Source organism: Streptomyces sp. NPDC057271 (assembly GCF_042668715.1).
Classification (GTDB): domain Bacteria; phylum Actinomycetota; class Actinomycetes; order Streptomycetales; family Streptomycetaceae; genus Streptomyces.
In genome coordinates, this window is record NZ_JBHUYJ010000072.1 from 9,356 (window position 1) to 32,355 (window position 23,000).

The following is a 23,000-nucleotide window of genomic DNA, read 5'->3' on the forward strand; positions in this document are numbered from 1 at the left end:
TCACGCACTCAGTCTCGTACGTCGTCCCCGGCGGTGGGCACCGCTGTCCACAGGCCCTGTCCTCTTATATGGCGAACGGTGTTCGTCATACAGGAACGCCATCGCCGTGTCCGCGTCCAGATGACGTTCGTGGCACTCGTCGAGCAGCACCACGTCCACGCCCGCCAGCTCCGGATCACGCTGGAGCCGCTGGAGGAGGACACCCGTCGTCACCACCTCGACGCGGGTCCCGGGGCCGGTCCGACGTTCGCCGCGGACCGAGAAGCCGACGGCCTCGCCGACCTCCTGGCCCAGCAGCCACGCCATCCGCCGGGCCGCCGCCCGCACCGCCATCCGGCGCGGTTCGGCGACCAGTACCCGCCGCCGTGGTCCGTCCCCTATAAGACCCGCGAGCGCGAGCGGCACCAGCGTGGTCTTGCCGGTGCCGGGAGGCGCGTACAGCACCGCCGTGCCGCGCTCCTCGAGTGCGGTCAGCAGCTCGGGCACGGCATGGCGGACGGGGAGACGGTCGAGTGCGTTGTGTCGGATCACGCACTCAGTCTCGTACGTCGTCCCCGGCGGTGGGCACCGCTGTCCACAGGCCCTGTCCTCTTATATGACGAACGGTGTTCGTCATATACCGCTCGGTTCGTCAGTCCCGCTCGCAGACGAAGATCGCCGTCCCCGGGATCAGGTTCCCCCGCAGCGGCGACCAGCCGCCCCACTCCTGGCTGTTCCACTCCGGCCACTCCGGCTCGACGAGATCCACCAGCCGGAAGCCACCGGCCACCACGTCCCGTACCCGGTCTCCGATCGTCCGATGGTGCTCCACATAGACGGCCTGTCCCCGCTCGTCCTGCTCGACGTAGGGGGTGCGGTCGAAATAGGAGGCCGCGACCGAGAGTCCCTCGGGACCCGGTTCGTCGGGGAAGGCCCAGCGGATCGGGTGCGTCACCGAGAAGACCCACCTGCCGCCCGGCCGCAGCACCCGGCGCACCTCGCGGAACACCTTCACCGGGTCCGCCACGAACGGCACCGCGCCGTACGCCGAGCAGGCCAGGTCGAAGGCGCCGTCCCGGAAAGGCAGAGCTCCGGCGTCCGCCTCGACCAGCGGCACGTCCTCCCCGATCCGCAGCGCGTGCTGGAGCTGCCGGTGGGAGAGGTCGAGCGCCACCGGCCGCGCCCCCTGCGCCGCGAGCCAGCGCGAGCACTGCGCCGCCCCGGCGCCGACCTCCAGGATGTCGAGCCCCTTCAACGCGCCGGCCGGTCCGAGCAGTCCCGCCTCGGCCTCGTCGAGACCCTCCGGCCCCCAGACGAAACGGTCGTCCCCGAGGAACGCCCCGTGCTCGCTCTGGTACTCGTCGGCGTTCCCGTCCCACCAGCCGCGACTCGCCCGGCTGCTCTCCGCGTCCCCCGCGTCACGCCGGGTCGCCGCCGGCTCGTACTCGGACCCGTCTTCCTGTTCGTACTCTTGGTTCATCTCGCCCGTCGATGTAGTTTGCGCACAGCGTCGCTGCGCGGCCCCCGGCCAGGATGGCCTGGGGAGACTTGAGTTGTGCCGGGTGTATGGCGAACCGCCCCGCGTGCGCGCTTCGCGCATTGACCCTGTCCGGCTGCCCCCGTATGCTAAAGGTTGCGCTGCGGGCCTGCGCGCCTCAGACGGAGCAGGCCGCGCTCGCACGGTTGTATGTCCCCTCGGTTCTCGAGGCGCCCACCGGTCCGCCGGGAAGGGCGTTTCATTGGCTGTCCGGCTTCTTCGGTGCGATACGGGCTCTCGGCGTAGCAGTACCTACGACTTTCTGTCCGTAACCGGAGCCCTTTCCCACATGACGAGCAGCACCGAGACCACCGCCACCACCCCGCAGGTTGCGGTCAACGACATCGGTAACGAGGAAGCCTTCCTCGCCGCGATCGACGAGACGATCAAGTACTTCAACGACGGCGACATCGTCGACGGCGTCATCGTGAAGGTCGACCGGGACGAGGTCCTGCTCGACATCGGTTACAAGACCGAAGGTGTCATCCCGAGCCGCGAGCTCTCGATCAAGCACGACGTCGACCCGAACGAGGTTGTCAAGGTCGGCGACGAGATCGAGGCCCTGGTTCTCCAGAAGGAGGACAAGGAAGGCCGCCTGATCCTCTCGAAGAAGCGTGCCCAGTACGAGCGCGCCTGGGGCACCATCGAGAAGATCAAGGAAGAGGACGGCATCGTCACCGGTACCGTCATCGAGGTCGTCAAGGGTGGTCTCATCCTCGACATCGGCCTCCGCGGCTTCCTCCCGGCCTCCCTGGTCGAGATGCGTCGTGTCCGCGACCTCCAGCCCTACGTGGGCAAGGAGCTCGAGGCGAAGATCATCGAGCTGGACAAGAACCGCAACAACGTGGTCCTGTCCCGCCGTGCCTGGCTGGAGCAGACCCAGTCCGAGGTTCGCCAGACCTTCCTCACGACCCTGCAGAAGGGTCAGGTCCGCTCCGGCGTCGTGTCCTCGATCGTCAACTTCGGTGCCTTCGTGGACCTGGGTGGCGTAGACGGCCTCGTGCACGTCTCCGAGCTGTCCTGGAAGCACATCGACCACCCCTCCGAGGTTGTCGAGGTCGGCCAGGAGGTCACCGTCGAGGTTCTCGACGTGGACATGGACCGCGAGCGCGTCTCCCTGTCGCTGAAGGCGACCCAGGAGGACCCGTGGCAGCAGTTCGCCCGTACCCACCAGATCGGCCAGGTCGTCCCGGGTAAGGTCACGAAGCTGGTTCCGTTCGGTGCGTTCGTCCGCGTGGACGAGGGCATCGAGGGTCTGGTCCACATCTCCGAGCTGGCCGAGCGCCACGTGGAGATCCCGGAGCAGGTCGTCCAGGTCAACGACGAGATCTTCGTCAAGGTCATCGACATCGACCTCGAGCGTCGCCGGATCTCGCTGTCCCTGAAGCAGGCCAACGAGTCCTTCGGTGCCGACCCGGCGTCGGTCGAGTTCGACCCGACCCTGTACGGCATGGCCGCGTCCTACGACGACCAGGGCAACTACATCTACCCCGAGGGCTTCGACCCCGAGACCAACGACTGGCTCGAGGGCTACGAGACCCAGCGCGAGGCCTGGGAGACCCAGTACGCCGAGGCGCAGCAGCGCTTCGAGCAGCACCAGGCTCAGGTCATCAAGTCCCGCGAGGCCGACGAGGCCGCCGCTGCCGAGGGTGGCGCCGCCGCTCCGGCCGGTGCCCCGGCGGGTGTCTCCGGTGGTTCGTACTCCTCGGAGTCGGACGACAACTCCGGCGCCCTGGCGTCGGACGAGGCCCTGGCTGCCCTGCGCGAGAAGCTGGCCGGCGGCCAGAGCTGAATCAGCTCTGCCCCTAGGCACTAGCTAGCCAACGATCGAGGCCCGCTCCCCTCCGGGGGAGCGGGCCTCAGTCGTTCCCAGGACTCCACGCGTGTTCCCCGGGCCTCACGCGCGCGTGCTCGCGCGCGCACACTCCGCTCACGAAAACAGGGCCGCGGGGAATGCTCGTGCACCGGGCAGCGTTCTTCTCTAGGAACGCGAGGAGGAGCGGTAATCGTGCTTGATCCCCAGGATTTGTACGAATGGGACCAGAAGGGCCTGGCCGTCGTGGACATGGCCCTGGCGCAGGAGTCGGCCGGGCTGGTCATGCTCTACCACTTCGACGGCTACATCGACGCGGGTGAGGCCGGCGAGCAGATCGTCGACCGCCTGCTGGACACGCTGCCGCACCAGGTGGTGGCCCGCTTCGACCACGACCGGCTCGTGGACTACCGCGCGCGTCGGCCGCTGCTCACCTTCCGGCGAGACCGCTGGACGTCGTACGAGACGCCCGCCATCGAGGTCCGGCTCGTCCAGGACGCCACCGGCGCCCCCTTCCTGCTGCTGTCCGGCCCCGAGCCGGACGTGGAGTGGGAGCGGTTCGCCGTCGCCGTCCGCCAGATCGTCGACCGCCTCGGCGTCCGGCTCTCCGTGAACTTCCACGGCATCCCTATGGGAGTCCCGCACACCCGCCCCGTCGGCCTCACCCCGCACGGAAGCCGCACGGACCTCATGCCCGGCCACCGAAGCCCCTTCGACGAGGCCCAGGTCCCCGGCAGCGCCGAATCGCTCGTCGAGTTCCGGCTCACCGAGTCCGGTCACGACACCCTCGGCGTCGCCGCCCACGTCCCGCACTACGTGGCCCGGTCCTCCTATCCCGACGCCGCGCTGACCGTCCTGGAGGCGATCACGGCCGCCACCGGTCTCGTCCTGCCCGGTGTCGCCCACACGCTGCGCACCGAGGCCCGTCGAACCCAGACCGAGATCGAGCGCCAGATCGGCGAGGGCGACGACGAGCTGACGGCCCTGGTCCAGGGCCTTGAGCACCAGTACGACGCCGCGGCCGGCGCCGAGACCCGCGGCAGCCTGGTCGCCGAGCCCGTCGACCTGCCGTCGGCCGACGAACTCGGCCGCGAGTTCGAGCGCTTCCTCGCCGAGCGGGAGGGCGACGCGTAGCCGACGGACCGCGGGTCCTAAGCTGCCGGTCATGCTGAAGGTGGGCCTGACCGGCGGTATCGGCGCCGGCAAGAGTGAAGTGTCGCGGCTGCTCGTCTCGTACGGGGCCGTGCTGATCGACGCCGACAAGATCGCTCGCGAGGTCGTCGAGCCCGGGACCCCCGGGCTCGCGGCCGTCGTGGAGGCGTTCGGGGCGGAGATCCTGACCGAGAAGGGCAGCCTGGACCGGCCGAAACTCGGCTCGGTCGTCTTCGCCGACGCCGACCGTCTGGCGGCCCTGAACGCGATCGTCCACCCTCTGGTCGGCGCCCGCTCCGCCGAGCTGGAGAGCGCGGCCGGCCCCGACGACGTCGTCGTCCACGACGTCCCTCTGCTCACCGAGAACGGCCTCGCCCCTCTCTACGACCTGGTGGTCGTCGTCGACGCGTCCCCGGAGACACAGCTCGACCGGCTGGTACGGCTGCGGGGCATGGCGGAGGCCGAGGCGCGAGCCCGGATGGCGGCCCAGGCCACGCGTGAGCAGCGCCGGGCGATCGCGGACCTGGTCATCGACAACGACGGGCCGCTGGACGCGCTGGAACCCCAGGTACGCAAGGTCTGGGACGAGCTGACCCGGCGGGCCGCCGAGGGGACCCGCTAGAAAGCCGAGAGGTCCGAGCCGATCGGTCACGCTTCCGACGGGGTAGGGATCGCGGGTGCGGCGGTCGGATCCCCGGCGGTCGGATCCCCGGCGGTCACGACCGCGGCGGGCCGCCGCGGGAACCGTGGCGCGTCCGTCCGTGCCGGAATCGTGTTCCCGCACGGAATACCGCTGCCGCGCCCGATGTTGAACCGCCGGAGCAAGGGAAGGATGCCACCGTGGCCGAGAGGAACCCCGAGACCCACGTCATCGACTTCCGTGCCGCCGAGCAGCTGCTGGCAGCGCGGGACCCCCGCGGTGCCGTGAAACTGCTCGACTCGGTGATCGCCGCTCACCCCGAGAACACCGCGGCACGGCTGCTGCGCGCCCGCGCCTTCTTCGCCGCCGCCCAACTGCGTCCGGCCGAGCTGGAGTTCGAGCTGGTTCTGGAGCGCGAGCCGGACAACGCTTTCGCGCACTTCGCCCTGGCCCGCACCTTCCAGCGCTCCGGCCGGCCCGACCAGGCAACCCGCCACTTCCGCCTGGCGGCCGCGCTCGACCCCAGGCCGGAGTACCTTCAGGCGGCCCGCTTCGGCGTCGAGGACTGACGCCGGCACGGGGCGCGCACCGCCCCACGCGTGTCAGCGGCGACGGCGGGGGCCCGTGCCGCCGTGATCGGGCTCGTACGGCGGGATGTCCCGCCCGGGCTGCCAATGCGGCCCCTGACGGATGTGGCGCAGCACCATCGACATGTCGACGGCTGCCACGACGAACAGCGCCCCGCAGGCCGCCGCCCACCCCGGGCTGCCCACCAGGGCGAAGGCCGTCGTACCGAAGGCGGCCCAGAGCAGACCCCACAGACTCAGCCAGAACCGCATCCGCAGAGCACTGCGCGCGGTCGCCGGTTCACTGCCAGTACGCATGACGGTCGCATCTCCTACTGAGGGTCTACCCCCTGCGCGCAGGGGCGAACGTCACTCGAACGAGCGACATCCGGGCCGTCGGGGCGCCGGTGGGAACGGCCGCCCCAGGACCTTCGTTCTCCTGGGCATGAGCGGACGGATGCCTGAGGGACACCAAGGGACGGGGCCCGGAGCCCTCACCCCCGACGGCTGTGCCGTCGACGTCTACCGGCGCCTCGGGGTGGGACGCGAGCCCGATGTGATCGAGGCCGCCGTGCCGGCCGGTGCCTCCCTGCTCGAACTGGGCTGTGGGGCAGGGCGGGTGACGGGGCCTCTGGCCGAGCGGGGGTTCGCCGTGACGGCGGTGGACGAGTCGGCAGAGATGCTGGAAGCGGTCAGGGAGCGCGTGCCGGGCGTGGAGACGGTGTGCAGTCCGATCGAATCACTGCGCCTGGAGCGGCGGTTCGACGTGGTGATGCTCGCCTCGTTCCTGGTCCACACGGCCGAACACACCGAACGGCAGGCGCTGCTGGAGAGCTGCAGACGCCATGTCCGCGACGACGGCTGCGTCCTGATCCAGCGCGAGGGCGAAGGCTGGCATCGGGAGGTGCCACGCGAACGCGAGGACCCGGGCGGCTGCACGGTACGCATCGTGTCGTCGGACCCGGTCGGCGACGGCGTCAACTCGGTTCTCGCGGAGTACGTCTTCCCGAATCTGCGCTGGACCCAGACGTTCCTTTCGCGGCCCCTGAGCGCGGCGGAGTTCGAGCGGTACCTGGGCGAGGCGGGGCTCGCGGTCGACGCCGTCCTGACGGACGACGGCACATGGGTCAGGGCTCGACCCGTGAGCGGCTGAGTGGGCCGAGACGCGTTGAGAAAGTTCGCGTCGGGCCCCGGGACGACGATGAGTTTCCGGTGCCCCGCCCGTCTACCCCTGTGACAGCGAACGCATCGCCGACAGCAGGGGGATCACCCATGACCACCGACACCGCACCCGTCACCGTCGCCTCCGGGGCCACCGTGCGGAAGGGGCGCCTGAGCCGCCGCGCCGACATCTCCGTACGGGTCCTGCAGATCCTCCTCGCGCTCTTCTTCGCGATCCCGAGCGCCTCGCCGAAGCTGGTCGGACACTGGTCGGCCGCCGAGGCCTTCGACCGGATCGGCTGGGGCGACTGGCTGATGTACACCGTCGGTGCCCTGGAGCTGGCCGGCGCCGTGGCGCTGGTGATCCCGATCCTCTCCAGCGCTGCCGCGACCGCGCTGATCGGCCTGATGATCGGGGCGTGCGTCACCCAGCTGACCGTGTTCGACGGCCAGAACGCCCTGACGCCGGTCCTCTTCGCCGTACCCCTCGTCGTGGTCGCCTGGACCCGTCGCGACCGGACCACGGAACTTCTCGCGCGGATCCGTCGCCGGGTGTGAGGCGCTCGGCGTGGCCGCGGCTAGTGGACGACGCTGTAGCTACGCCAGGGGAGGGTGTCCGGCGCGATGATGTCGCTCGTGTTGGTGGCGATGTAGATGTAGTCGCCCTGACACTGCCTGTTCGTGTACAGCCTCAGGTCCAGCAGCGTGCGGTTCTCGACCCTCGTCACGCCGGACGGGGCGAGCCGGTGGCAGCCGGTGACCAAAGGGCTCGTCACGGTGATGACGACCTCGCGCTCGGTGTCGTAGGTGAGCGTGCCCACCGCGGTGCGGCCGAGACCGGAGCAGCCCGCGACGGTGAGCGTCAGGAGCGCGGCCCCGGCGGCGGTGCCGATACGCCGATGAACGGACATGGGGGTTCCTCGTCTGTCGGGCGAAGGCGGCAGAAGCCCTGTTCACGTCACCCTGCCGCCTGCGGGGCGGGCTGTCATCCGCTGCTGGTCCGCCCGGGGGAAGCGGCGCGAGGGCCCGTTGTCAGACCCCACCCGTAAGGTCGGAGATCCAGAAGGAATCCGTCGCGCAACGGGAGGTGACCGGCGCCATGACCCAGCACACCTGGCATACCTGTGCCGCCGTCTTCCTCCCGGCCTCGCTGCCCCGGGAGGGGCGGGTCGCCTTCTGGGCGCCGGACGGCGGCGCGCTGCCCGCGCTGCCCGAGCCCGCACGGGTCGGCCGGGGGGACGAGGCGCCGGAAGGCGCCGGGGACACGGGCAGGCCGGACGAGGGCGACGGCTCGGCCGGCGGACCCGAGCTCACCGTCGTACGGCGGCACGGCGCCGGAGTCCGCAGCCGCACGGTCCCCGCGGTGATCCTCGGGGTCGCCGAGGCGCTGCCGCACCTGGTCGCCGCCCGCCACCGTCCGGACGCCCATCCCGCGACCGCCTGCTGGGGCGCCGCTGCCCTGCACGCCCTGCATCTCGCCGCACGGGGCCGGCTGCTGCCGGGTCTCACCGCCGACGACCTGGACGCCTGGCGGGCCGGGCCGCTGGACGCCGACGACATCGCCCATCTGAGGGCGGTCGCCGCCGCCATGCCACCCGAGGCCCACGCGGTGCCCGTCCCCGGCCGCGGTCCGCTCCAGCTGCCCGACCCGGAGGCGCTCGTGCGGGCCTTCCTCGACGCCGTCGCCGACACCCTGCCCCGTACCCCCGCCGCGGCCCACGCGGCCGGTGAGCCGTTCGCCGCGCGCGCCGCACAGCACCTGCCCCACGCACGTGCCTGGGCGGCCGAGGCGGCGGCCGGCATGGACGCCGGGGTCCGGGTCTCGCTCCGGCTCGACCTGAGCGGATACGAACTCTTCGACGTCGCCGAGGAGGGCGGTGACGAGCGCCGCGCCGCCGCGGCCCTCCTCCAGGTCCACAGCCTCGCCGACCCCACCCTCGTCATCGACGCCGCCGCACTCTGGGCGGGCGACGGCGACGAACTCTTCGGACCGCGGGCCCGCGTCGACGCCGTCCTCGCACTGCGCCGTGCGGCCCGCGTCTGGCCCCCGCTCGGCGGGCTCCTGGAGCGGGACGTCCCCGACGTCCTCGCCCTCACCGAGGACGAGCTGTACGAGCTCCTCGGCCCCGCCGCCGCACGCCTGGCGGACGCCGGGGTGGCCGTCCACTGGCCCCGTGAGCTGGCCCGCTCGCTCAGCGCCTCCGCCGTCGTACGGCCGCCGGTCAGCGCCCCGGGCTCGGCCACCGACGGCACGGCGTTCTTCGACAGTGAGGAACTGCTCCGCTTCAACTGGCAGTTGGCCCTCGACGGCGACCCGCTCACCGAGCGTGAGATGGACGCCCTCGCGGAGTCCCACCGGCCCATCGTGCGGCTGCGCGACCAGTGGGTGGTCGTCGACCCCGACCTGGTCCGCAAGGCCCGCAAGCGCGAACTCGGCCTCCTGGAGCCCGTCGACGCGCTCGCCGTCGCCCTCAGCGGTACGGCCGAGGTGGACGGCGAGACCGTCCGCGCCGTGCCCGTGGGCGCCCTCGCGACACTCCGGGACCGGCTCGTCGCCGGTCCCGAGGAGGTCGAGGCACCCGCCGGACTGGACGCCACCCTGCGCGACTACCAGCTGCGCGGACTGGCCTGGCTCGACCTGATGACCTCGCTCGGCCTCGGCGGCTGCCTCGCCGACGACATGGGCCTCGGCAAGACCGTCACCCTGATCGCACTCCATCTGCGCCGCGCCCGCCGCGCCCCCACCCTGGTCGTCTGTCCCGCCTCCCTGCTGGGCAACTGGCAGCGGGAGATCCAGCGCTTCGCCCCCGGCCTCCCCGTGCGCCGCTTCCACGGCGCCGACCGCTCCCTCGAAGGACTCGTCCCGGAATCCGGCACCGCCGGATTCGTCCTCACCACCTACGGCACCCTCCGCACCAGCGCCCGCCGCCTGGCCGAACAGGAGTGGGGGATGGTCGTCGCCGACGAGGCCCAGCACGTCAAGAACCCCTTCTCCGCCACCGCCAAGGCGCTGCGTACCATCCCCACGGCCGCCCGCGTCGCCCTCACCGGCACCCCAGTGGAGAACAACCTCTCCGAGCTGTGGTCCCTGCTCGACTGGACCACCCCCGGCCTCCTCGGCTCCCTCAAGGCCTTCCGGTCCCGCCACGCGCGCGCCGTCGAGAACAGCGAGGAGATCGAGAACCAGGAGGCCGTCGAGCGCCTCGCCCGGCTCGTCAGACCCTTCCTGCTGCGCCGCCGCAAGTCCGACCCCGGCATCGTCCCCGAGCTGCCTCCCAAGACCGAGTCCGACCACCCCGTGGCCCTCACCCGCGAGCAGGCCTCGCTCTACGAGGCGGTCGTCCGGGAGACCATGGCCCAGATCGAGGGCGCGGAGGGCATGGCGCGCCGCGGACTCGTCATGAAGCTGCTCACCTCCCTGAAGCAGATCTGCAACCACCCCGCCCAGTACCTGAAGGAGTACACAGCCAGGGGCGGCGGCACGGCCCGGCTCGCCGGCCGCTCCGGAAAGCTCGCCCTGCTCGACGAACTCCTCGACACGATCCTGGCCGAAGGCGGCTCGGTGCTCGTCTTCACCCAGTACGTCTCCATGGCCCGGCTGCTCGCCGACCATCTGGCGGCCCGGGCGATCCCCGCCCAACTGCTCCACGGCGGAACGCCGGTGGCCGAGCGCGAGCGGATGGTCGACCGCTTCCAGTCTGGTGACGTGCCCGTCTTCCTGCTGTCTCTGAAGGCGGCGGGCACCGGGCTCAACCTGACCCGCGCCGGCCATGTCGTCCACTTCGACCGCTGGTGGAACCCGGCCGTCGAGGAGCAGGCCACCGACCGGGCCTACCGGATCGGACAGACCCAGCCCGTCCAGGTCCACCGGCTGATCGCCGAGGGCACGGTGGAGGACACCATCGCGGAGATGCTGCGCGCCAAGCGTGCCCTGGCCGACGCCGTTCTCGGCTCCGGGGAGGCCGCGCTGACCGAGCTGACCGACCGCGAGCTGGCGGACCTGGTGTCCCTGAGGAGGCCGGCATGAACCGGCGCTCCGGCTCCTCACCGCGCCCCGCCCGCCGATCCGCCGGCGGGAGGTTCGCCGGCCCGCGCCACGACGACCTGCGCCGTACGTTCCCCGCCCTCGCCCCGCGCGAGGCGCCGGACGGACGCTTCGCCGCCACCTGGTGGGGCAACGCCTGGGTGGAGGCCCTTGAGGACACCGCCCTCGACCCGGCGCGGCTGGCGCGCGGCAAGGCGTACGCGGGGCGCGGGCATGTCGACGCCATCACGGTCACCCCCGGCCGGGTCATCGCCTACGTCCACGGCACGCGCCCCCGTCCGTACCGCACCGAGATCCGGCTGCGGACCCTCGGCGACGACGGCTGGGAGCGGTTCCTCGACGAGGTCGCCGCGCGGCCCGACCACATCGCCGCCCTGCTCGACAAGGACGTCCCGCACGCCCTGGAGGCCGTCACTGGTCTGCTGCCCGCGCCCGGAGACCTCGTCCCCGACTGCTCCTGCCCGGACGACGGGTTCCCCTGCAAACACGCGGCCGCCCTCTGCTACCAGTCGGCGCGGCTCCTCGACGAGGACCCGTTCGTCCTCTTCCTGATGAGGGGGCGCGGTGAGCAGGAGATCCTCGCCGCCCTCACCCAGCGCAACGCGGCACGCTCCGCCGCGGAGAAGACGGCGGCGACGCCCCCGATGGCCACGGTCCCGGCCCGCACCGCGCTCGCCCCCCACCCCGGTCATGCCCTGCCGTCACTGCCGCCGCCCTTTCCCGCGCCCGCCCGGCCAGGCCGTCCGCCCGCGTACCCGCCGGACCCCCGCACGCCCGATCCTCCCCCGGCCTCCGGCCGGGGGTACCCCCCTCTCGCTCCGCTCGCCCTGGACCTGCTCGCCACGGAGGCCGCGGCCCGGGCCCACACCTTCCTGACCACCGGGCACGACCCCGTCGCCGCGCTCACCCCCTGGCAGGACGCCGTGCGGCTGGCCGCCGGCCACCCGGGCTCCGGACTCACCGCCTCCACCCGGGCGCTCTACCGCGACCTCGCCTACGCCCTGGACCGCACCCCCACCGACCTGGCCCGCGCCGTCGCGGCATGGCGCCAGGGCGGAGCCGCCGGACTCACCGTCCTCGAAGAGCCCTGGGACCCGCCCGCGGGGCCCTTCGACCGCGCCCGCCCGGCGCTGCTCGCCGCCGACTTCCCGGCCTTCCGCCCCTGGCGCAACCGTCTGTCGACCCGCTCCCTGCAGCTCCGCTTCGGCCGCGACGGACTCTGGTACGGCTACGAGTCGGACGCCGACCGTGAGGACTGGTGGCCCCGCGGCACACCCGACGCCGACCCGGTCGGCGCGCTCACCGATCTGCTGGGCCACTGACCGCCGGAGCGGGGCCCGCACAGGCCCACCATGCCCCGTCCGTTCGAAGCCATTCCCACTCGATGGAGTGAAACCCGCCAACGGCCTGATCCGGCATCGCCCGAATCGCGTTAATTGCGGTACGGGCGGATGCCCGTGAACACCTCCGGAAGGCAGGAAGCCATGAGGCACATTCGCCGAAGTGGTCTGGCCACACTGATGGTCACGGGTGGCGCGCTCGCGCTCTCGGCGGGCGCCGCGCACGCCGACTCCGGTGCACAGGGCGCCGCTGTCGGTTCACCGGGCGTCGGCTCCGGCAACACCGTGCAGTTGCCGGTGCACGCCCCGGTCAACGTCTGCGGAAACACCGTCAACGTCGTCGGACTGCTCAACCCGGCCGTCGGCAACCGCTGTGCGAACACGAGTGCGTCCGGCGGCTACGGCTCGGACGCCGACGGCCCCGGCAGGGCCCACAAGGACCTGCCCGGCACCCCGCGCAGCGGCGGCCAGCCCGGCGGCGGGCAGCCCGGCGGCGGGCAGCAGGGCGGCGGCCACGGCGGCTCGTCCCACGAGGGCTCTCACGGCGGCTCGTCCAACGGGGGCGGGGCCACCGCCGAGGGCCACGCCCACGGCTCGCCCGGCGTGCTCTCCGGCAACGGACTCCAGCTGCCCGTCGACCTCCCGGTCAACGTGAGCGGCAACTCCGTCAACGTCGTCGGCATCGGCAACCCGGTGTTCGGCAACACCTCGGTCAACGGCCCGTCCCAGCCCGGGGAGCCGGGCGAGGAGCCCAAGCCCACGCCGACGCGGAACAACCCCGTTCCGGTCCCCGAGACGGAGACCGCGGAGTCCGCCCCCGCACCCCGCCCACAGACCAGCTCGGTCGCGCTCGCCAGCACGGGCTCGGAGCTCGTCGGCTACGCGGCCCCGGCCGGTGCGGCCCTGCTGCTCGGCGGCGCACTCCTGTACCGCCGGGCGCGCGGCATGGGCGCGCAGGTCTGAGGCCCTCCGCGCGGTTCCTTCCCGTCCTCACCCGGGGCGCCAGGCCCGAAGCACCGTCTCGATGGCGGGTGCCACCCTCGTCCGGGCCTGGTGCCGGGGGACACCGCGCATGAGCAGCGAGTCGTACTCGGTGTCGACATGCCGTACGGCGGCCCGCACCGCGGCCGTGACCGCGCCCCGGTCGAGCGCCCGTCCCGCCGCCGTACGTCCCACCCGGCCGCTGCCCTTGTGGGAGGCATGGGCCGCGATCTCCGCGGCCCGGTCCAGCGGGCAGTGCGGGAAGAGCCGCAGGATCTCGGCCTCCAGCGCCGCCGTGACCTCCGCGTCGCGCTCGGCGCGTCGGGCCGCGTCCCGGACCCGACGCCTCGCCCGCGCCTCCGCGTCCGCCAGACAGGCCGCCTCCGCCCGGGCGAGCGCGGCCTCCTCGACGAGGAGGCCCTGACGCTCGTACCGGGTGCGGCGCCGGTTGTGGCGTACGACCACCGCCCACAGCGTGCTGCCCTCCCGCGCCCGGCGGGTCAGGGCGGTGTCCCCTCGGCGCAGGAACACCAGATGGCCCAGGTCGGCGCAGTCGAGGCAGACGGGCGCGTTGAACTCGACGATCATCCGCTCCAGGGGCCCTTGACGGCACTCCGAGCAGCGGCGCCGCTTGAGCGGTTCGACGACGACGGGTGCGACCAGGTCCACGACGTCCCCCTCAGCGCAGGCCGGGAGCGGCGGCGGCGATGAATCGGTCGAGCGTCTCCTTCGCCTCCCGTGAGCGGTGGGCGCGGTCCTCCTCGCCGGTCGCCTCGTGCATGCAGTTGGTCATCTCGAAGGCATGCTCGGCCAGGCGGCGGGTGTCCGCGTCGCCGCAGACCAACTGGACGCGGAAGAGCGCCTGGCGGGTGGCCGTGCGCTGACGGTACGAGGCGTAGCGCGACTCCTCAGCCCGGTCCGAGTCCGGATCCTGCACGGCGCGGAACCAGCGGTCGTTCTGGCTGCGCCGGTAGTCGACGACCGCTCCCGCGAAGGCGCTGTAGGCCGCGATACGTTCCTGCCGCAGCTGCTCGTCGCGGGCGAGCGCCGCGGTACGCTCGGCGGCCCGGCTCTCGAACCAGTGCGTGGCGATCACACCCAGCAGGGTTCCCGCCACGGCGATCAGTGCCGTCTCCATGCCCCGGTCGCTCCTCCGCACGCTCAAGTGGCCCCGATAATCGTTCGATTCACCACCCCGGCCCCGGTTAGGGTCCGTCGCGTGGCAACGAAACTCAATCAGATCATCGCAGTGGAGAAGGGCGTCAAGTCCAGGGCGCAGCAGGACCTCACGTCGGCGCACCACGGGCTGCAGAAGCCCGCCCTGCTCGCCGGCATCTCCCGGACGTACCAGCCGAAGGACGAGGAGGGCGAACAGCTTCCGCCCGAGTCCACGCTGGTACAGGTGAAGGCCGAGGACGTACTGCGCGACACCGCGCGGGCGTTGACGAGGCTGTTCGATGTGACCGCCACCAAGGACTGGGCCAACTGCGAGGCGCGCGCCGACATCACGGTCGACGGGCGTGTCCTGGTGAGCCGGGTGCCCGTCGCGTACCTCCTCTTCCTGGAGAAGCAACTGACGGACATCAACACCTTCGTGCGCAAGCTGCCGGTCCTCGACGCGGCCGAGTCGTGGACACAGGACCCGTCGACCGACGCGTGGAAGACCGAGGTCGTGCGGACGGTCCGGACGAAGAAGGTGCCGCGCAACCACGTCAAGGCGGAGGCGACGGACAAGCACCCGGCGCAGGTCGAGGTGTACTACGAGGACGTGCCGGTCGGTTACTGGACCACCGTGAAGTTCTCCGGCGCCCTGCCCGCCCGGCGGGTGAACGAGCTCCTGGAGCGGGTGGAGAAGCTCCAGCAGGCCGTGAAGTTCGCCCGTGAGGAGGCGAACAGCGCCGAGGTCACCGACCAGCGTGTCGGCGACGCCGTCTTCGGCTACCTCTTCGGGTAGCGGGGACACCCATGAACTCCCCGGCCGCAGAAGACGGCCGGGGTGCGCGAGGAGCGCAAAGCTGAAGCTGAAGCTTGTCGTGAACCCGCGGTTCCAGTGGAGGTTCGAGTCCTCCTCCCGGCACTCTCCTGCCGGGATGGCCCAACCAGGCAGAGGCAGACCGCGATCAATCTCAGACTATTGCTCCAGACTCAGCATTCGCCGCTCATCGCCGGATCGACCGGGCCCGGGCCCTGGTGCGTCGAAATGCCAGTTCGAATCTGGTCCGCCGAGCTCGATCGGCGGTGGTCCAACGGCAGGACGCGACGCAATGACGACTGACCCGGGTCCTCAAGTGTGCCGGCGTGTGATGTGAGTGGCATCGAACAGGGTCCGGGGGCAGGCTACGCCCTCGGACCCGCTCCCTCTTCCGGAGCCGTGACGCGCTACGTCGTACCGGACTTCGCCGGTACGCAGAGCCAGGCGAGGACGGCGGCGGTCAGATAGGCGAGCGGGCCGACGGCCATGCCGACGCGCAGCCCCGCACCGCCCTCGGCGGTGGCGAGCAGGCTGCCGCCGAGCGCGACACCGGTGGCGCTCCCGGTCTGCCGCGGTACCCGGCGCACACGGCCCGGCAGCGGCGCCGAGGACCGTCGCTTCACGGCTCCCACTCCCGTCCGTCCGCGAGGCCCACGTCACGGGCCGGCGCAGGGGTCGGGTGGCCCTACTGCCGGTAGCCGCTCAGGAAGCGGCCGATGCGGCTGATCGCCGCGTCCAGGTCGTCGGCGTACGGCAGGGTCAGAATCCGGAAGTGGTCCGGCCGCGGCCAGTTGAAGCCGGTGCCCTGGACCACCTGGATCTTCTCGCGCAGCAGCAGGTCGAGGACGAACTTCTCGTCGTCGTGGATCCTGTGCACCTTCGGGTCGAGGCGCGGGAAGGCGTAGAGCGCGCCCTTCGGTTTCACGCAGGAGACGCCGGGGATCTCGTTGAGCTTCTCCCAGGCCTTGTCGCGCTGCTCGTGGAGCCTGCCGCCCGGGGCGGTGAGTTCGTGGATCGACTGCCGGCCGCCGAGCGCCGCCTGGATGGCGTACTGGGCGGGGGCGTTCGGGCACAGCCGCATGGAGGCGAGCATGGTCAGCCCCTCCAGATAGTTCTTCGCGTGCTGCTGCGGGCCGCTGACGACCAGCCAGCCGGAGCGGAACCCCGCCACGCGGTACGTCTTGGAGAGCCCGCCGAAGGTGAGCACGACGAGGTCCGGGGCGAGGGAGGCGGCCGGGTGGTGCACGGCCTCGTCGTAGACGATCTGGTCGTAGATCTCGTCGGCGAAGACCATCAGCCCGTGGCGACGGGCGAGGTCGAGGATGCCCTCGACGATCTCCCGTGGGTAGACCGCGCCCGTGGGGTTGTTGGGGTTGATGATCACGACGGCCCGGGTGCGGTCGGTGATCTTCGCCGCCATGTCGTCGAGGTCCGGGTACCAGTCGGCCGACTCGTCGCAGAGGTAGTGCACGGCCTTTCCGCCCGCGAGGGTGGTCACCGCCGTCCACAGGGGGAAGTCGGGGGCGGGGATCAGTACCTCGTCGCCGTCCTCGAGGAGTGCCTGGACGGCCATGGAGACCAGTTCGGATACGCCGTTGCCGAGGAAGACGTCGTCGACGTCGACCTGGGGCAGGCCCATGGCCTGGTAGCGCTGGGCGACGGCGCGCCGGGCGGAGAGGATGCCGCGGGAGTCCGTGTAGCCGTGAGCCTTCGGGAGCATCCGGATCATGTCCTGGACGATCTCCTCAGGCGCCTCGAAGCCGAAGAGCGCGGGGTTGCCGGTGTTGAGGCGCAGGACGCTGTGGCCCGCCTCCTCCAGGGCGTTGGCGTGCTCGATGACCGGGCCGCGAATCTCGTAGCAGACCTCGCTCAGCTTGCTCGACTGCCGGAACTCCATGCGACGACCTCCCCAGAAGTATTGATGCTTGGTTTTACCAAGTTCGAGCTTGGAAAGTCCAACAACTTGTCTAGACTGCGTCGCATGCCACGTCAGCCACGACAGCCGCGCCGCCGGAGCTACGACCAGTACTGCGCTTCCGCGCGCGCCCTCGACGCCGTCGGCGACCGCTGGACGCTGCTCATCGTCCGCGAACTCCTCGCCGGGCCGCGCCGCTACACGGATCTCCACGCCGATCTCCCGGGCGTCAGCACGGACATGCTGGCCGGCCGTCTCAAGGACATGGAGGGCGCCGAACTCGTCACCCGCCGCCGCCTGCCGCCACCCGGATCGGCGTACGTGTACGAGCTCACCCCGCGTGGACGTGCACTGCTGCCGGTCCTGCGGGCCCTGGCGGAGTGGGGCGCGCAGGACCTGGACGCACCGCGTCCGACCGACGCCGTACGCGCCCACTGGTTCGCGATCCCGCTGCTCCGAGCCCTGGAGGGCGTGGTGACGGGAGTGGTGCAAGTGACTCTGGATGAAGGCGTGTTCCAGGTGCGGGTCGAGGGCGACGGGGCCGTCTCGTACGCGGACGGGCCGGCCGAGAATCCGGATGCGCACCTGCGGACGGACACCGCGACCTGCCGAGCTCTGGCGGGCGGGGAGCTGACCTTCGCGGACGCGGTCGCGGCGGGACGGGCGCGGTTCGATCAGACCGTACCGGCCGGCTGAGATCGCTCGCCCGTCCGCCCCGTCACCACCGCGCCCGGCGGCTCCACGGGATGGCGCCATCCCCCCCGGCCGGCTCATCGCCGTCGTCCGGTCCGGCACGCTGACCCGCACCCTCGACGGCTGCTCGGCCGGGGCAACCTCCGCGGGCAAGGCGTTCGTCGGGCCGTCGGGCCGTCGAGCCGTCGGGCCGCAGGAGCGTGCACATCGGGCGCAACATCGGAGCCGAGCCCGTCGTCCTCTACGTCGCCTACGTGCTGCCGAAGGCGCCCCGCTCTCCGGAGACGAGCCCGCGCCGGAGTGCGCGCAGGGCTGATGCCCCTGCGGCGAACCGCCGTGCGCGTATGGCAAGGTCACGTCCGTGCGATTCGAAGCGATCACCTGGGAGCGACTCTCCGAGACCCTGGCCGCGCATGTCGACGGCGCCACCCCCGGTGATGGGAGCGCATGGCTCAAAGTCGCCGTCGACGGCGCGCCCGCGGCGCCGACCGGGGAGACCGCGGAGCGGATCGCGGAGGCGCTGCGGCTGTGCGGCCGGTCCGTGCTCGTCGTCGGAACGGGAGGATTCCTGCGGCCCGCGTCCCTCCGGTACGAGCACGGGAAGCAGGACCCCGACTCGTACTACGGCGAGTGGTTCGACACCGGCGCGCTGTGGCGCGAGGTGTTCGGACCCCTGGAGGCAGGCGGCACCGGGCGCGTCCTGCCCGACCTGTGGGACCCGGTCACCGACCGCGCCACCCGCAGCCCCTACGTGGAGCTGCCGCCCGGCGGAGTGCTCGTGGTGCACGGGCCGTTCCTCCTCGGGCACTGGTTCCCCTTCGACGTCACCGTGCATCTGCGCCTCTCGCCCGGAGCCCTCGCCCGCCGCAGCGAGGAGCCCTGGACCCTGCCCGCCTTCGAGCGGTACGAGAACGAGACCGGGCCGTCCGACGCCGCCGACGTGGTCGTCCGCGCCGACGACCCGCGCCACCCGGCCTGGACGGGCCTCCCCGGCCAGGACCTGCCCTAGAGGCGCGCCGTCGGCGGCCGCCCGCCCACCACGGTCACCGCCTCCGCTCCGGCCCGGCAGCCCGCCTCGGACGCCTCGCGCGCGTCCGCGCCCGAGAGCAGGGCAGCCAGGAACGCCCCCGTGAACGCGTCACCCGCGCCCGTGGAGTCCACCGGCGACACCTCCGGAGCCGCGACACGGCCCGTGACCGCCCCCGCCTCGGCGACCAGAGCGCCCCCGGCTCCCAGGGTGACCGCGACCAGCGGGAACGCCCGGCTCAGGGTCGCGGCCGCCTCCTCCGGCGCGGCGCACCCCGTGAGCAGCAGAGCCTCGTCGACGTTCGGGAACAGCGCCTCCACCCCGTGCGCGGCGGCGAGGAACCGCTCCGCGCCCAACTGCTTCAGGAAACCCGCGGAAGCCGGGTCCACGCTCACCGGGATCCCCGCTTCCCGCGCGCCGCGCATCGCCCGCAGCACGGCCGCGCGGCTCGGCTCGGCGAAGAAGAGGTACCCCGACAGATGGAGACGAGCCGTCCCGTCGAGGAACGCGTCGGACCAGTCGGCGGGGGAGAGGCGCAGGGCCGCTCCGCTGTCGGTCAGGAACGTCCGCTCGGCTTCCGCGTCGACCAGGGATATCACCGTCGCCGTGCCGACCTCGCCGTCCGGGACGAGCATCGGCCGCACGCCCGCCCGGCGGAGCGCCCTGTCGTGCCACCCGGCCTCGTCCGTGCCGACCCGGCCGAGCAGGGCCACCGGCGCACCGCCCGAACGCGACGCCCAACAGGCCACGTTGGCCCCCGCACCGCCGGGCAGCCGCCGGATCTCGGCGGCCGTGTCGGTCGCCGGCGCGAGCGGCGTCCCGTGCCGGGCGACGATGTCGGTGACCACGTCGCCCACGACCAGCAGACCGCTCATGCGCCGACGCCGACGCCGGCGTACGCGGCGGCGATCCGTGCCCCGAGCCCGACGTTCCCGCGCACCGCCGCCAGGTTCGCCTCCAGGGACGCCCCGTCCGTGTGCACCATCAGGTACTCCAGCAGGAACGGCGTCACGGCCTGTCCCGTGATCCGCTTCTCCTTCACCGCCGCGAGGCCCTGGGCGAGGACCCGGTCGTGCAGCGCCGGGTCCAACTGCTGTGCCACCGGAACCGGGTTGGCGACGATCATCGCACCACGCGGCCCGCCCAGCGCGTCCTGGGCCCGTATCACGCCCGCCACCTCCTCGGGCGTGCGCAGCGTCCAGTCGACCGGCTCCCCGGACGAGGCCAGATAGAACCCCGGGAAGTGCTCCGTCCCGTACCCCACCACCGTCACACCCAGGGTCTCCAGCCGTTGCAGCGTCGCGGGGACGTCGAGGATCGACTTGACCCCCGCGCACACCACCGTTACCCCGACCCGGGAGAGCAGCCGCAGGTCCGCCGACTCGTCCTGCGTCTCGGTCCACTCCCGGTGCACGCCGCCGAGCCCGCCGGTCGAGAAGACCCGGATGCCGGCCGCGTCCGCCAGCCACGCCGTCGCGGAGACCGTCGTCGCCCCCGTCGCCCCGGTCGCGAGCGCCGGTGCCAGGTCGCGGTGGCCCAGCTTCCGCACGGCTGGGTCCTCCGCGATCCTGGCTAACCCGCTCTCGTCGAGGCCGACATGGGCCACCCCGTCGATCACCGCGATCGTCGCAGGCACGGCGCCTTCCGCCCGCACCAGGGCCTCCAGCTCTCCTGCAACGGCCAGATTGCGCGGGCGCGGCAGACCGTGGGCGATGATCGTGGACTCCAGCGCGACGACGGGCCGGCCCTCGTGGAGCGCCTCCCGCACCTCTTCGTACACCTGTGTGGACATGTCCCATTTCTGGCGCACTCACGCACCACTCAAACCTGGGTGGCGAGGTTCAGCCACACCGCGGCAGGGCGGGCAGCCGCGCCGCGTCGACCACCTGGATCACCGGCCTGGAGCCGTCGGCCTTGGCGTCGCCCACGCTGTACGCGACCGCCAGCGCCCCGCCCCTGGCCTGCGCGTAGCCGTACGCGGGAGTGATCCGCGTGTACGAGCCCGTGCCGAGGTCGAGCGCGTACGACGTCTCCGGGGTGCGCCAGGTGACCAGGCGGCCGCTGATCCGCAGCTGGTCCATGCCGTCGACGGCCGGGGACGTGGTGACGACCGCCGTGGGCCGCGCGTCGCCCTCCCGCCACACCATCAGGCGCGGCTCGGCCTCGCCCGCCACCCAGGCCCACGTGCCGCCACCGGATCCGTTCCCTCCGCCGTCGGCGACGACCGAGCGGACGTCCCGGAGCGCGGCCAGGGGGCCCGGCAGCTCTGCGGGCCGCCCGTCCCTGAGCGAGACGGCGGCCAGCCGGGTGCCGGAGCCCGTGGACTCGCGCCAGACCAGCAGTCCGCCCACCGCGAAGGGCGCGTCGACGACGCCCGTGTGCAGGGCGCGGGGGGCGCCGCCCGAGGCAGCGGCCGCGTACACAGTGGCCTTGCCGTTTCCGACCCCCTGCGCCCAGTGGACGGTGCCGTCGCGGACGACGGGCTGGGGGAGCGGGCCCGGCCGGTCGGCCCGGGCGAGCCGCCGCGACGAGCCCGTCTCGGCGTCCCACACGTACAGACTCCACGGGCTGTCCAGCGTCCGTCCTTCCAGGACGGCGAACGCGGCCCACCGGCGGCCGTCGAAGTCGGCTGCGAGCAGTTGGTGCTCGACCGGGTCGGCGAGCGCCAGCAGGGTGCGCGGGGCTCCGCCGCCGCCCACCAGCGCCGCCCGCCTGCGGTCGGCGCCGCTGAGCTGGACGGCCGTCCAGCCGGGGCCGGTGTCGGTGAGCATCGCCCGCTCACCCGCCGGGGCCCGCAGTTCGCCCGCGGCGAGCTCGGAGCGCCAGGCCGCGGGCAGCCTCACCTCGCACGCGACGGTGAGCGCGGTCGGCCGGGGCGCCGGGGCGGACGACATGCGGGGTGTCGGTTCCGGGCCGCTGTGCCGCGTCGACGAGCACCCCGCGACGAGGGTGCCCGCCAGCAGCAGGGTCAGCGCCGCCCGTGCGCCGACCGGGGAGCAGGACCTACCAGACGTACCCACGGCCGCCCATGATGGTGGTGATGGTGTCGGACGAGATGCGCGCCGACTTGGGTACGGAACCCGCCCACGAGATCACGCTCGTGCTCACCCCGCCCACGGGGTCGAGGTAGTTGACCTGTCCGGCGGCGGTGTCCGTGTTGTATCCGTCGATCGCGACCCAGTGGAATATCTCCACGTTGGGGTGGCCCACGAGGTGGGGGCCGCCCGGCACCTCCCAGGCGTTGCCCGCTATCGCGTAGTCGCGGTCGGTGTTGTGGGTGATGTGCTGCCGGAAGTTCGCCTTGTCGGTGGCGGACGGGGTGTAGGGCAGCGCGCGGGGCACGTAGCCGGCCCCGGGAAGGCGGTGGTTCAGCGCGTCGGCCATCGGATAGCCCGTAGGGCTGGGCACGTTGATGTTGACGCCGTACCAGGCGGTGCCGCTGGTGGTCGTCCTGAGGAGGTTCGCCGCGTCCTGCTGGGAGCGGCCGGCGACCTCGTCGGCGGCGGACTGGGTGATCACGAGGGTGGCCGGGCCACACCAGTACGAGGTCTTCTGGGACTGGTGGACGCCACCGGAGAGCTTGTAGCCGGCGAACGCGGTCCGGGTGCGGACCTCGTCGAACGCTCTGGTCGCCGCTGCCTGCTTGGCGTCGCTCAGTCTCTGCTGGGCCGGGGTCAGGCGCTGCGGCCCGAGGGTGTCGTACGCAGCCTTGTAGGAGGCGCCGGGGGCTATCGGCTCACGGGCCGTGGGCTCGGAGGCGGCTTGCGCCGGGGGCGCGGCCGCGAGGACCGCGAGCAGCGCGGCGGCGGTCAGGACGGTGGCGGTGCGGGGGGCCTTGCGAGGGGTGAAGGACGACGCGGGCATCGCACTCTCCTGTCGAGGGTGGGGGAGGGGACACGGAGCGAGCTTGACGCGCACACGCCAGGTGTGACAGAGGGCTCGGAGGATTCCGTCCGACCAACATTGGGCGCACCAAAGGCGCCTGCGGTGACCTGCGAGAACAACGATCCACCGGTTGTCCCGCCGACCCTGTACTCCAGCCGTGCGGCGCCGAGACACAGGCCTCGGCAGTGTGCGCCCATGAGCGGTTCCGCCCCCGAGGGGGCCGAAGTGTCCATCTGCCACTTGTACGACGTCCGAGGGTCCGACTACGACCGGACGTACGCCGATTGGCCGCCG

The 23,000-nt window shown here is 72.5% G+C and carries 23 protein-coding genes and 1 pseudogene; 12 read left to right on the plus strand and 12 right to left on the minus strand.

Annotated features, from left to right (window positions below):
• Both ACFUJR_RS27115 and ACFUJR_RS27120 read right to left on the minus strand, forming a co-directional pair.
• Positions 1–531, minus strand: a pseudogene (locus ACFUJR_RS27115) (DEAD/DEAH box helicase); the annotation flags it as partial.
• A 100-nt stretch (positions 532–631) separates the two neighbouring features.
• On the minus strand, positions 632–1,459 hold the full coding sequence (locus ACFUJR_RS27120) for a class I SAM-dependent methyltransferase (RefSeq protein WP_383170122.1): 828 nt from the start codon (positions 1,457–1,459) through the stop codon (positions 632–634).
• 346 nt (positions 1,460–1,805) lie between these two features.
• On the opposite strand from ACFUJR_RS27120, the gene rpsA reads away from it, so the two are divergent.
• The 4 genes from rpsA (at position 1,806) to ACFUJR_RS27140 (ending at position 5,690) form a co-directional block, all read left to right on the plus strand.
• Positions 1,806–3,308, plus strand: a complete 1,503-nt coding sequence (gene rpsA / locus ACFUJR_RS27125; RefSeq protein ID WP_019885395.1) for a 30S ribosomal protein S1 — start codon at positions 1,806–1,808, stop codon at positions 3,306–3,308.
• A gap of 216 nt (positions 3,309–3,524) precedes the next feature.
• Entirely contained in the window at positions 3,525–4,463 is a 939-nt protein-coding gene (locus tag ACFUJR_RS27130; RefSeq protein ID WP_383170120.1) for a PAC2 family protein, read from the plus strand.
• A gap of 31 nt (positions 4,464–4,494) precedes the next feature.
• Complete coding sequence (coaE, locus tag ACFUJR_RS27135) at positions 4,495–5,103, plus strand: dephospho-CoA kinase (RefSeq protein ID WP_383170118.1); 609 nt, start codon at positions 4,495–4,497, stop codon at positions 5,101–5,103.
• A 218-nt stretch (positions 5,104–5,321) separates the two neighbouring features.
• Positions 5,322–5,690, plus strand: coding sequence for a tetratricopeptide repeat protein (locus ACFUJR_RS27140; protein WP_352186329.1), 369 nt, complete (start codon positions 5,322–5,324; stop codon positions 5,688–5,690).
• 33 nt (positions 5,691–5,723) lie between these two features.
• On the opposite strand, the gene ACFUJR_RS27145 is transcribed toward ACFUJR_RS27140, so the two are convergent.
• Entirely contained in the window at positions 5,724–6,005 is a 282-nt protein-coding gene (locus ACFUJR_RS27145) for a DUF6343 family protein (protein ID WP_383170116.1), read from the minus strand.
• Between the two features lie 139 nt (positions 6,006–6,144).
• Here ACFUJR_RS27145 and ACFUJR_RS27150 point away from each other — a divergent pair, with 139 nt between their 5' ends.
• The gene (locus tag ACFUJR_RS27150; protein ID WP_383170115.1) at positions 6,145–6,840 is read left to right on the plus strand and encodes a class I SAM-dependent methyltransferase; all 696 of its coding nucleotides are present in this window, start codon (positions 6,145–6,147) and stop codon (positions 6,838–6,840) included.
• Positions 6,841–6,959: 119 nt separating this feature from the next.
• Entirely contained in the window at positions 6,960–7,406 is a 447-nt protein-coding gene (locus ACFUJR_RS27155) for a DoxX family protein (protein WP_383170114.1), read from the plus strand.
• Positions 7,407–7,426: 20 nt separating this feature from the next.
• Here the strand turns inward: ACFUJR_RS27155 and ACFUJR_RS27160 are convergent, their stop codons facing one another.
• A complete protein-coding gene (locus tag ACFUJR_RS27160; RefSeq protein ID WP_383170112.1) occupies positions 7,427–7,759 on the minus strand; it encodes a hypothetical protein in 333 nt (110 codons plus the stop codon).
• A 188-nt stretch (positions 7,760–7,947) separates the two neighbouring features.
• On the opposite strand from ACFUJR_RS27160, the gene ACFUJR_RS27165 reads away from it, so the two are divergent.
• The 3 genes from ACFUJR_RS27165 (at position 7,948) to ACFUJR_RS27175 (ending at position 13,196) form a co-directional block, all read left to right on the plus strand.
• Positions 7,948–10,875 carry a DEAD/DEAH box helicase gene (locus ACFUJR_RS27165; protein ID WP_383170110.1) on the plus strand — a complete coding sequence of 976 codons (2,928 nt, stop codon included), beginning with the start codon at positions 7,948–7,950 and terminating at the stop codon, positions 10,873–10,875.
• On the plus strand, positions 10,872–12,215 hold the full coding sequence (locus ACFUJR_RS27170; RefSeq protein ID WP_383170108.1) for an SWIM zinc finger family protein: 1,344 nt from the start codon (positions 10,872–10,874) through the stop codon (positions 12,213–12,215). Before ACFUJR_RS27165 ends, ACFUJR_RS27170 begins: the two co-directional genes overlap by 4 nt.
• A gap of 162 nt (positions 12,216–12,377) precedes the next feature.
• Positions 12,378–13,196, plus strand: a complete 819-nt coding sequence (locus ACFUJR_RS27175; RefSeq protein ID WP_383170106.1) for a chaplin — start codon at positions 12,378–12,380, stop codon at positions 13,194–13,196.
• Positions 13,197–13,223: 27 nt separating this feature from the next.
• On the opposite strand, the gene ACFUJR_RS27180 is transcribed toward ACFUJR_RS27175, so the two are convergent.
• Positions 13,224–13,883, minus strand: coding sequence for a DUF2293 domain-containing protein (locus tag ACFUJR_RS27180; protein ID WP_383170104.1), 660 nt, complete (start codon positions 13,881–13,883; stop codon positions 13,224–13,226).
• 10 nt (positions 13,884–13,893) lie between these two features.
• The gene (locus ACFUJR_RS27185; RefSeq protein WP_383170102.1) at positions 13,894–14,352 is read right to left on the minus strand and encodes a hypothetical protein; all 459 of its coding nucleotides are present in this window, start codon (positions 14,350–14,352) and stop codon (positions 13,894–13,896) included.
• Positions 14,353–14,433: 81 nt separating this feature from the next.
• Between ACFUJR_RS27185 and ACFUJR_RS27190 the strand changes: the two genes are divergently transcribed.
• Positions 14,434–15,168, plus strand: a complete 735-nt coding sequence (locus ACFUJR_RS27190; RefSeq protein ID WP_383170100.1) for a hypothetical protein — start codon at positions 14,434–14,436, stop codon at positions 15,166–15,168.
• A 425-nt stretch (positions 15,169–15,593) separates the two neighbouring features.
• Here ACFUJR_RS27190 and ACFUJR_RS27195 read toward each other — a convergent pair whose 3' ends face one another.
• Both ACFUJR_RS27195 and ACFUJR_RS27200 read right to left on the minus strand, forming a co-directional pair.
• Positions 15,594–15,809 (minus strand): hypothetical protein, encoded by a 216-nt coding sequence (locus tag ACFUJR_RS27195; protein WP_383170098.1) that lies wholly within the window; start codon positions 15,807–15,809, stop codon positions 15,594–15,596.
• Between the two features lie 62 nt (positions 15,810–15,871).
• On the minus strand, positions 15,872–17,083 hold the full coding sequence (locus ACFUJR_RS27200) for a pyridoxal phosphate-dependent aminotransferase (protein ID WP_383170096.1): 1,212 nt from the start codon (positions 17,081–17,083) through the stop codon (positions 15,872–15,874).
• Positions 17,084–17,167: 84 nt separating this feature from the next.
• Here ACFUJR_RS27200 and ACFUJR_RS27205 point away from each other — a divergent pair, with 84 nt between their 5' ends.
• Both ACFUJR_RS27205 and ACFUJR_RS27210 read left to right on the plus strand, forming a co-directional pair.
• Positions 17,168–17,797 carry a winged helix-turn-helix transcriptional regulator gene (locus tag ACFUJR_RS27205; protein ID WP_383170095.1) on the plus strand — a complete coding sequence of 210 codons (630 nt, stop codon included), beginning with the start codon at positions 17,168–17,170 and terminating at the stop codon, positions 17,795–17,797.
• Positions 17,798–18,155: 358 nt separating this feature from the next.
• Entirely contained in the window at positions 18,156–18,803 is a 648-nt protein-coding gene (locus ACFUJR_RS27210; protein ID WP_383170093.1) for a uridine kinase, read from the plus strand.
• On the opposite strand, the gene ACFUJR_RS27215 is transcribed toward ACFUJR_RS27210, so the two are convergent.
• The 4 genes from ACFUJR_RS27215 to ACFUJR_RS27230 are packed head-to-tail and all read right to left on the minus strand — an operon-like array spanning position 18,800 to position 22,685.
• Entirely contained in the window at positions 18,800–19,696 is an 897-nt protein-coding gene (locus ACFUJR_RS27215) for a carbohydrate kinase family protein (RefSeq protein ID WP_383170091.1), read from the minus strand. The genes ACFUJR_RS27210 and ACFUJR_RS27215 overlap by 4 nt on opposite strands.
• Positions 19,693–20,613, minus strand: a complete 921-nt coding sequence (locus ACFUJR_RS27220; protein ID WP_383170090.1) for a pseudouridine-5'-phosphate glycosidase — start codon at positions 20,611–20,613, stop codon at positions 19,693–19,695. The genes ACFUJR_RS27215 and ACFUJR_RS27220 overlap by 4 nt, the downstream gene beginning before the upstream one ends.
• A gap of 49 nt (positions 20,614–20,662) precedes the next feature.
• Positions 20,663–21,841 (minus strand): hypothetical protein, encoded by a 1,179-nt coding sequence (locus ACFUJR_RS27225; protein WP_383170088.1) that lies wholly within the window; start codon positions 21,839–21,841, stop codon positions 20,663–20,665.
• Positions 21,825–22,685 (minus strand): hypothetical protein, encoded by an 861-nt coding sequence (locus ACFUJR_RS27230; RefSeq protein WP_383170086.1) that lies wholly within the window; start codon positions 22,683–22,685, stop codon positions 21,825–21,827. The genes ACFUJR_RS27225 and ACFUJR_RS27230 overlap by 17 nt, the downstream gene beginning before the upstream one ends.
• Between the last annotated feature and the right edge of the window lie 315 nt (positions 22,686–23,000).

What these genes read in the sequence shown, in the direction of transcription:
- ACFUJR_RS27165 (WP_383170110.1), top strand. Translation starts at nt 7,948, where the DNA reads ATGACCCAGCACACCTGGCATACCTGTGCCGCCGTCTTCCTCCCGGCC.
- ACFUJR_RS27150 (WP_383170115.1), top strand. Translation starts at nt 6,145, where the DNA reads ATGCCTGAGGGACACCAAGGGACGGGGCCCGGAGCCCTCACCCCCGAC.
- ACFUJR_RS27200 (WP_383170096.1), bottom strand. Translation starts at nt 17,083, where the DNA reads ATGGAGTTCCGGCAGTCGAGCAAGCTGAGCGAGGTCTGCTACGAGATT.
- ACFUJR_RS27220 (WP_383170090.1), bottom strand. Translation starts at nt 20,613, where the DNA reads ATGTCCACACAGGTGTACGAAGAGGTGCGGGAGGCGCTCCACGAGGGC.
- ACFUJR_RS27120 (WP_383170122.1), bottom strand. Translation starts at nt 1,459, where the DNA reads ATGAACCAAGAGTACGAACAGGAAGACGGGTCCGAGTACGAGCCGGCG.
- ACFUJR_RS27230 (WP_383170086.1), bottom strand. Translation starts at nt 22,685, where the DNA reads ATGCCCGCGTCGTCCTTCACCCCTCGCAAGGCCCCCCGCACCGCCACC.
- ACFUJR_RS27205 (WP_383170095.1), top strand. Translation starts at nt 17,168, where the DNA reads ATGCCACGTCAGCCACGACAGCCGCGCCGCCGGAGCTACGACCAGTAC.
- ACFUJR_RS27185 (WP_383170102.1), bottom strand. Translation starts at nt 14,352, where the DNA reads ATGGAGACGGCACTGATCGCCGTGGCGGGAACCCTGCTGGGTGTGATC.
- ACFUJR_RS27155 (WP_383170114.1), top strand. Translation starts at nt 6,960, where the DNA reads ATGACCACCGACACCGCACCCGTCACCGTCGCCTCCGGGGCCACCGTG.
- coaE (WP_383170118.1), top strand. Translation starts at nt 4,495, where the DNA reads ATGCTGAAGGTGGGCCTGACCGGCGGTATCGGCGCCGGCAAGAGTGAA.
- ACFUJR_RS27175 (WP_383170106.1), top strand. Translation starts at nt 12,378, where the DNA reads ATGAGGCACATTCGCCGAAGTGGTCTGGCCACACTGATGGTCACGGGT.
- ACFUJR_RS27145 (WP_383170116.1), bottom strand. Translation starts at nt 6,005, where the DNA reads ATGCGTACTGGCAGTGAACCGGCGACCGCGCGCAGTGCTCTGCGGATG.
- rpsA (WP_019885395.1), top strand. Translation starts at nt 1,806, where the DNA reads ATGACGAGCAGCACCGAGACCACCGCCACCACCCCGCAGGTTGCGGTC.
- ACFUJR_RS27215 (WP_383170091.1), bottom strand. Translation starts at nt 19,696, where the DNA reads ATGAGCGGTCTGCTGGTCGTGGGCGACGTGGTCACCGACATCGTCGCC.
- ACFUJR_RS27170 (WP_383170108.1), top strand. Translation starts at nt 10,872, where the DNA reads ATGAACCGGCGCTCCGGCTCCTCACCGCGCCCCGCCCGCCGATCCGCC.
- ACFUJR_RS27160 (WP_383170112.1), bottom strand. Translation starts at nt 7,759, where the DNA reads ATGTCCGTTCATCGGCGTATCGGCACCGCCGCCGGGGCCGCGCTCCTG.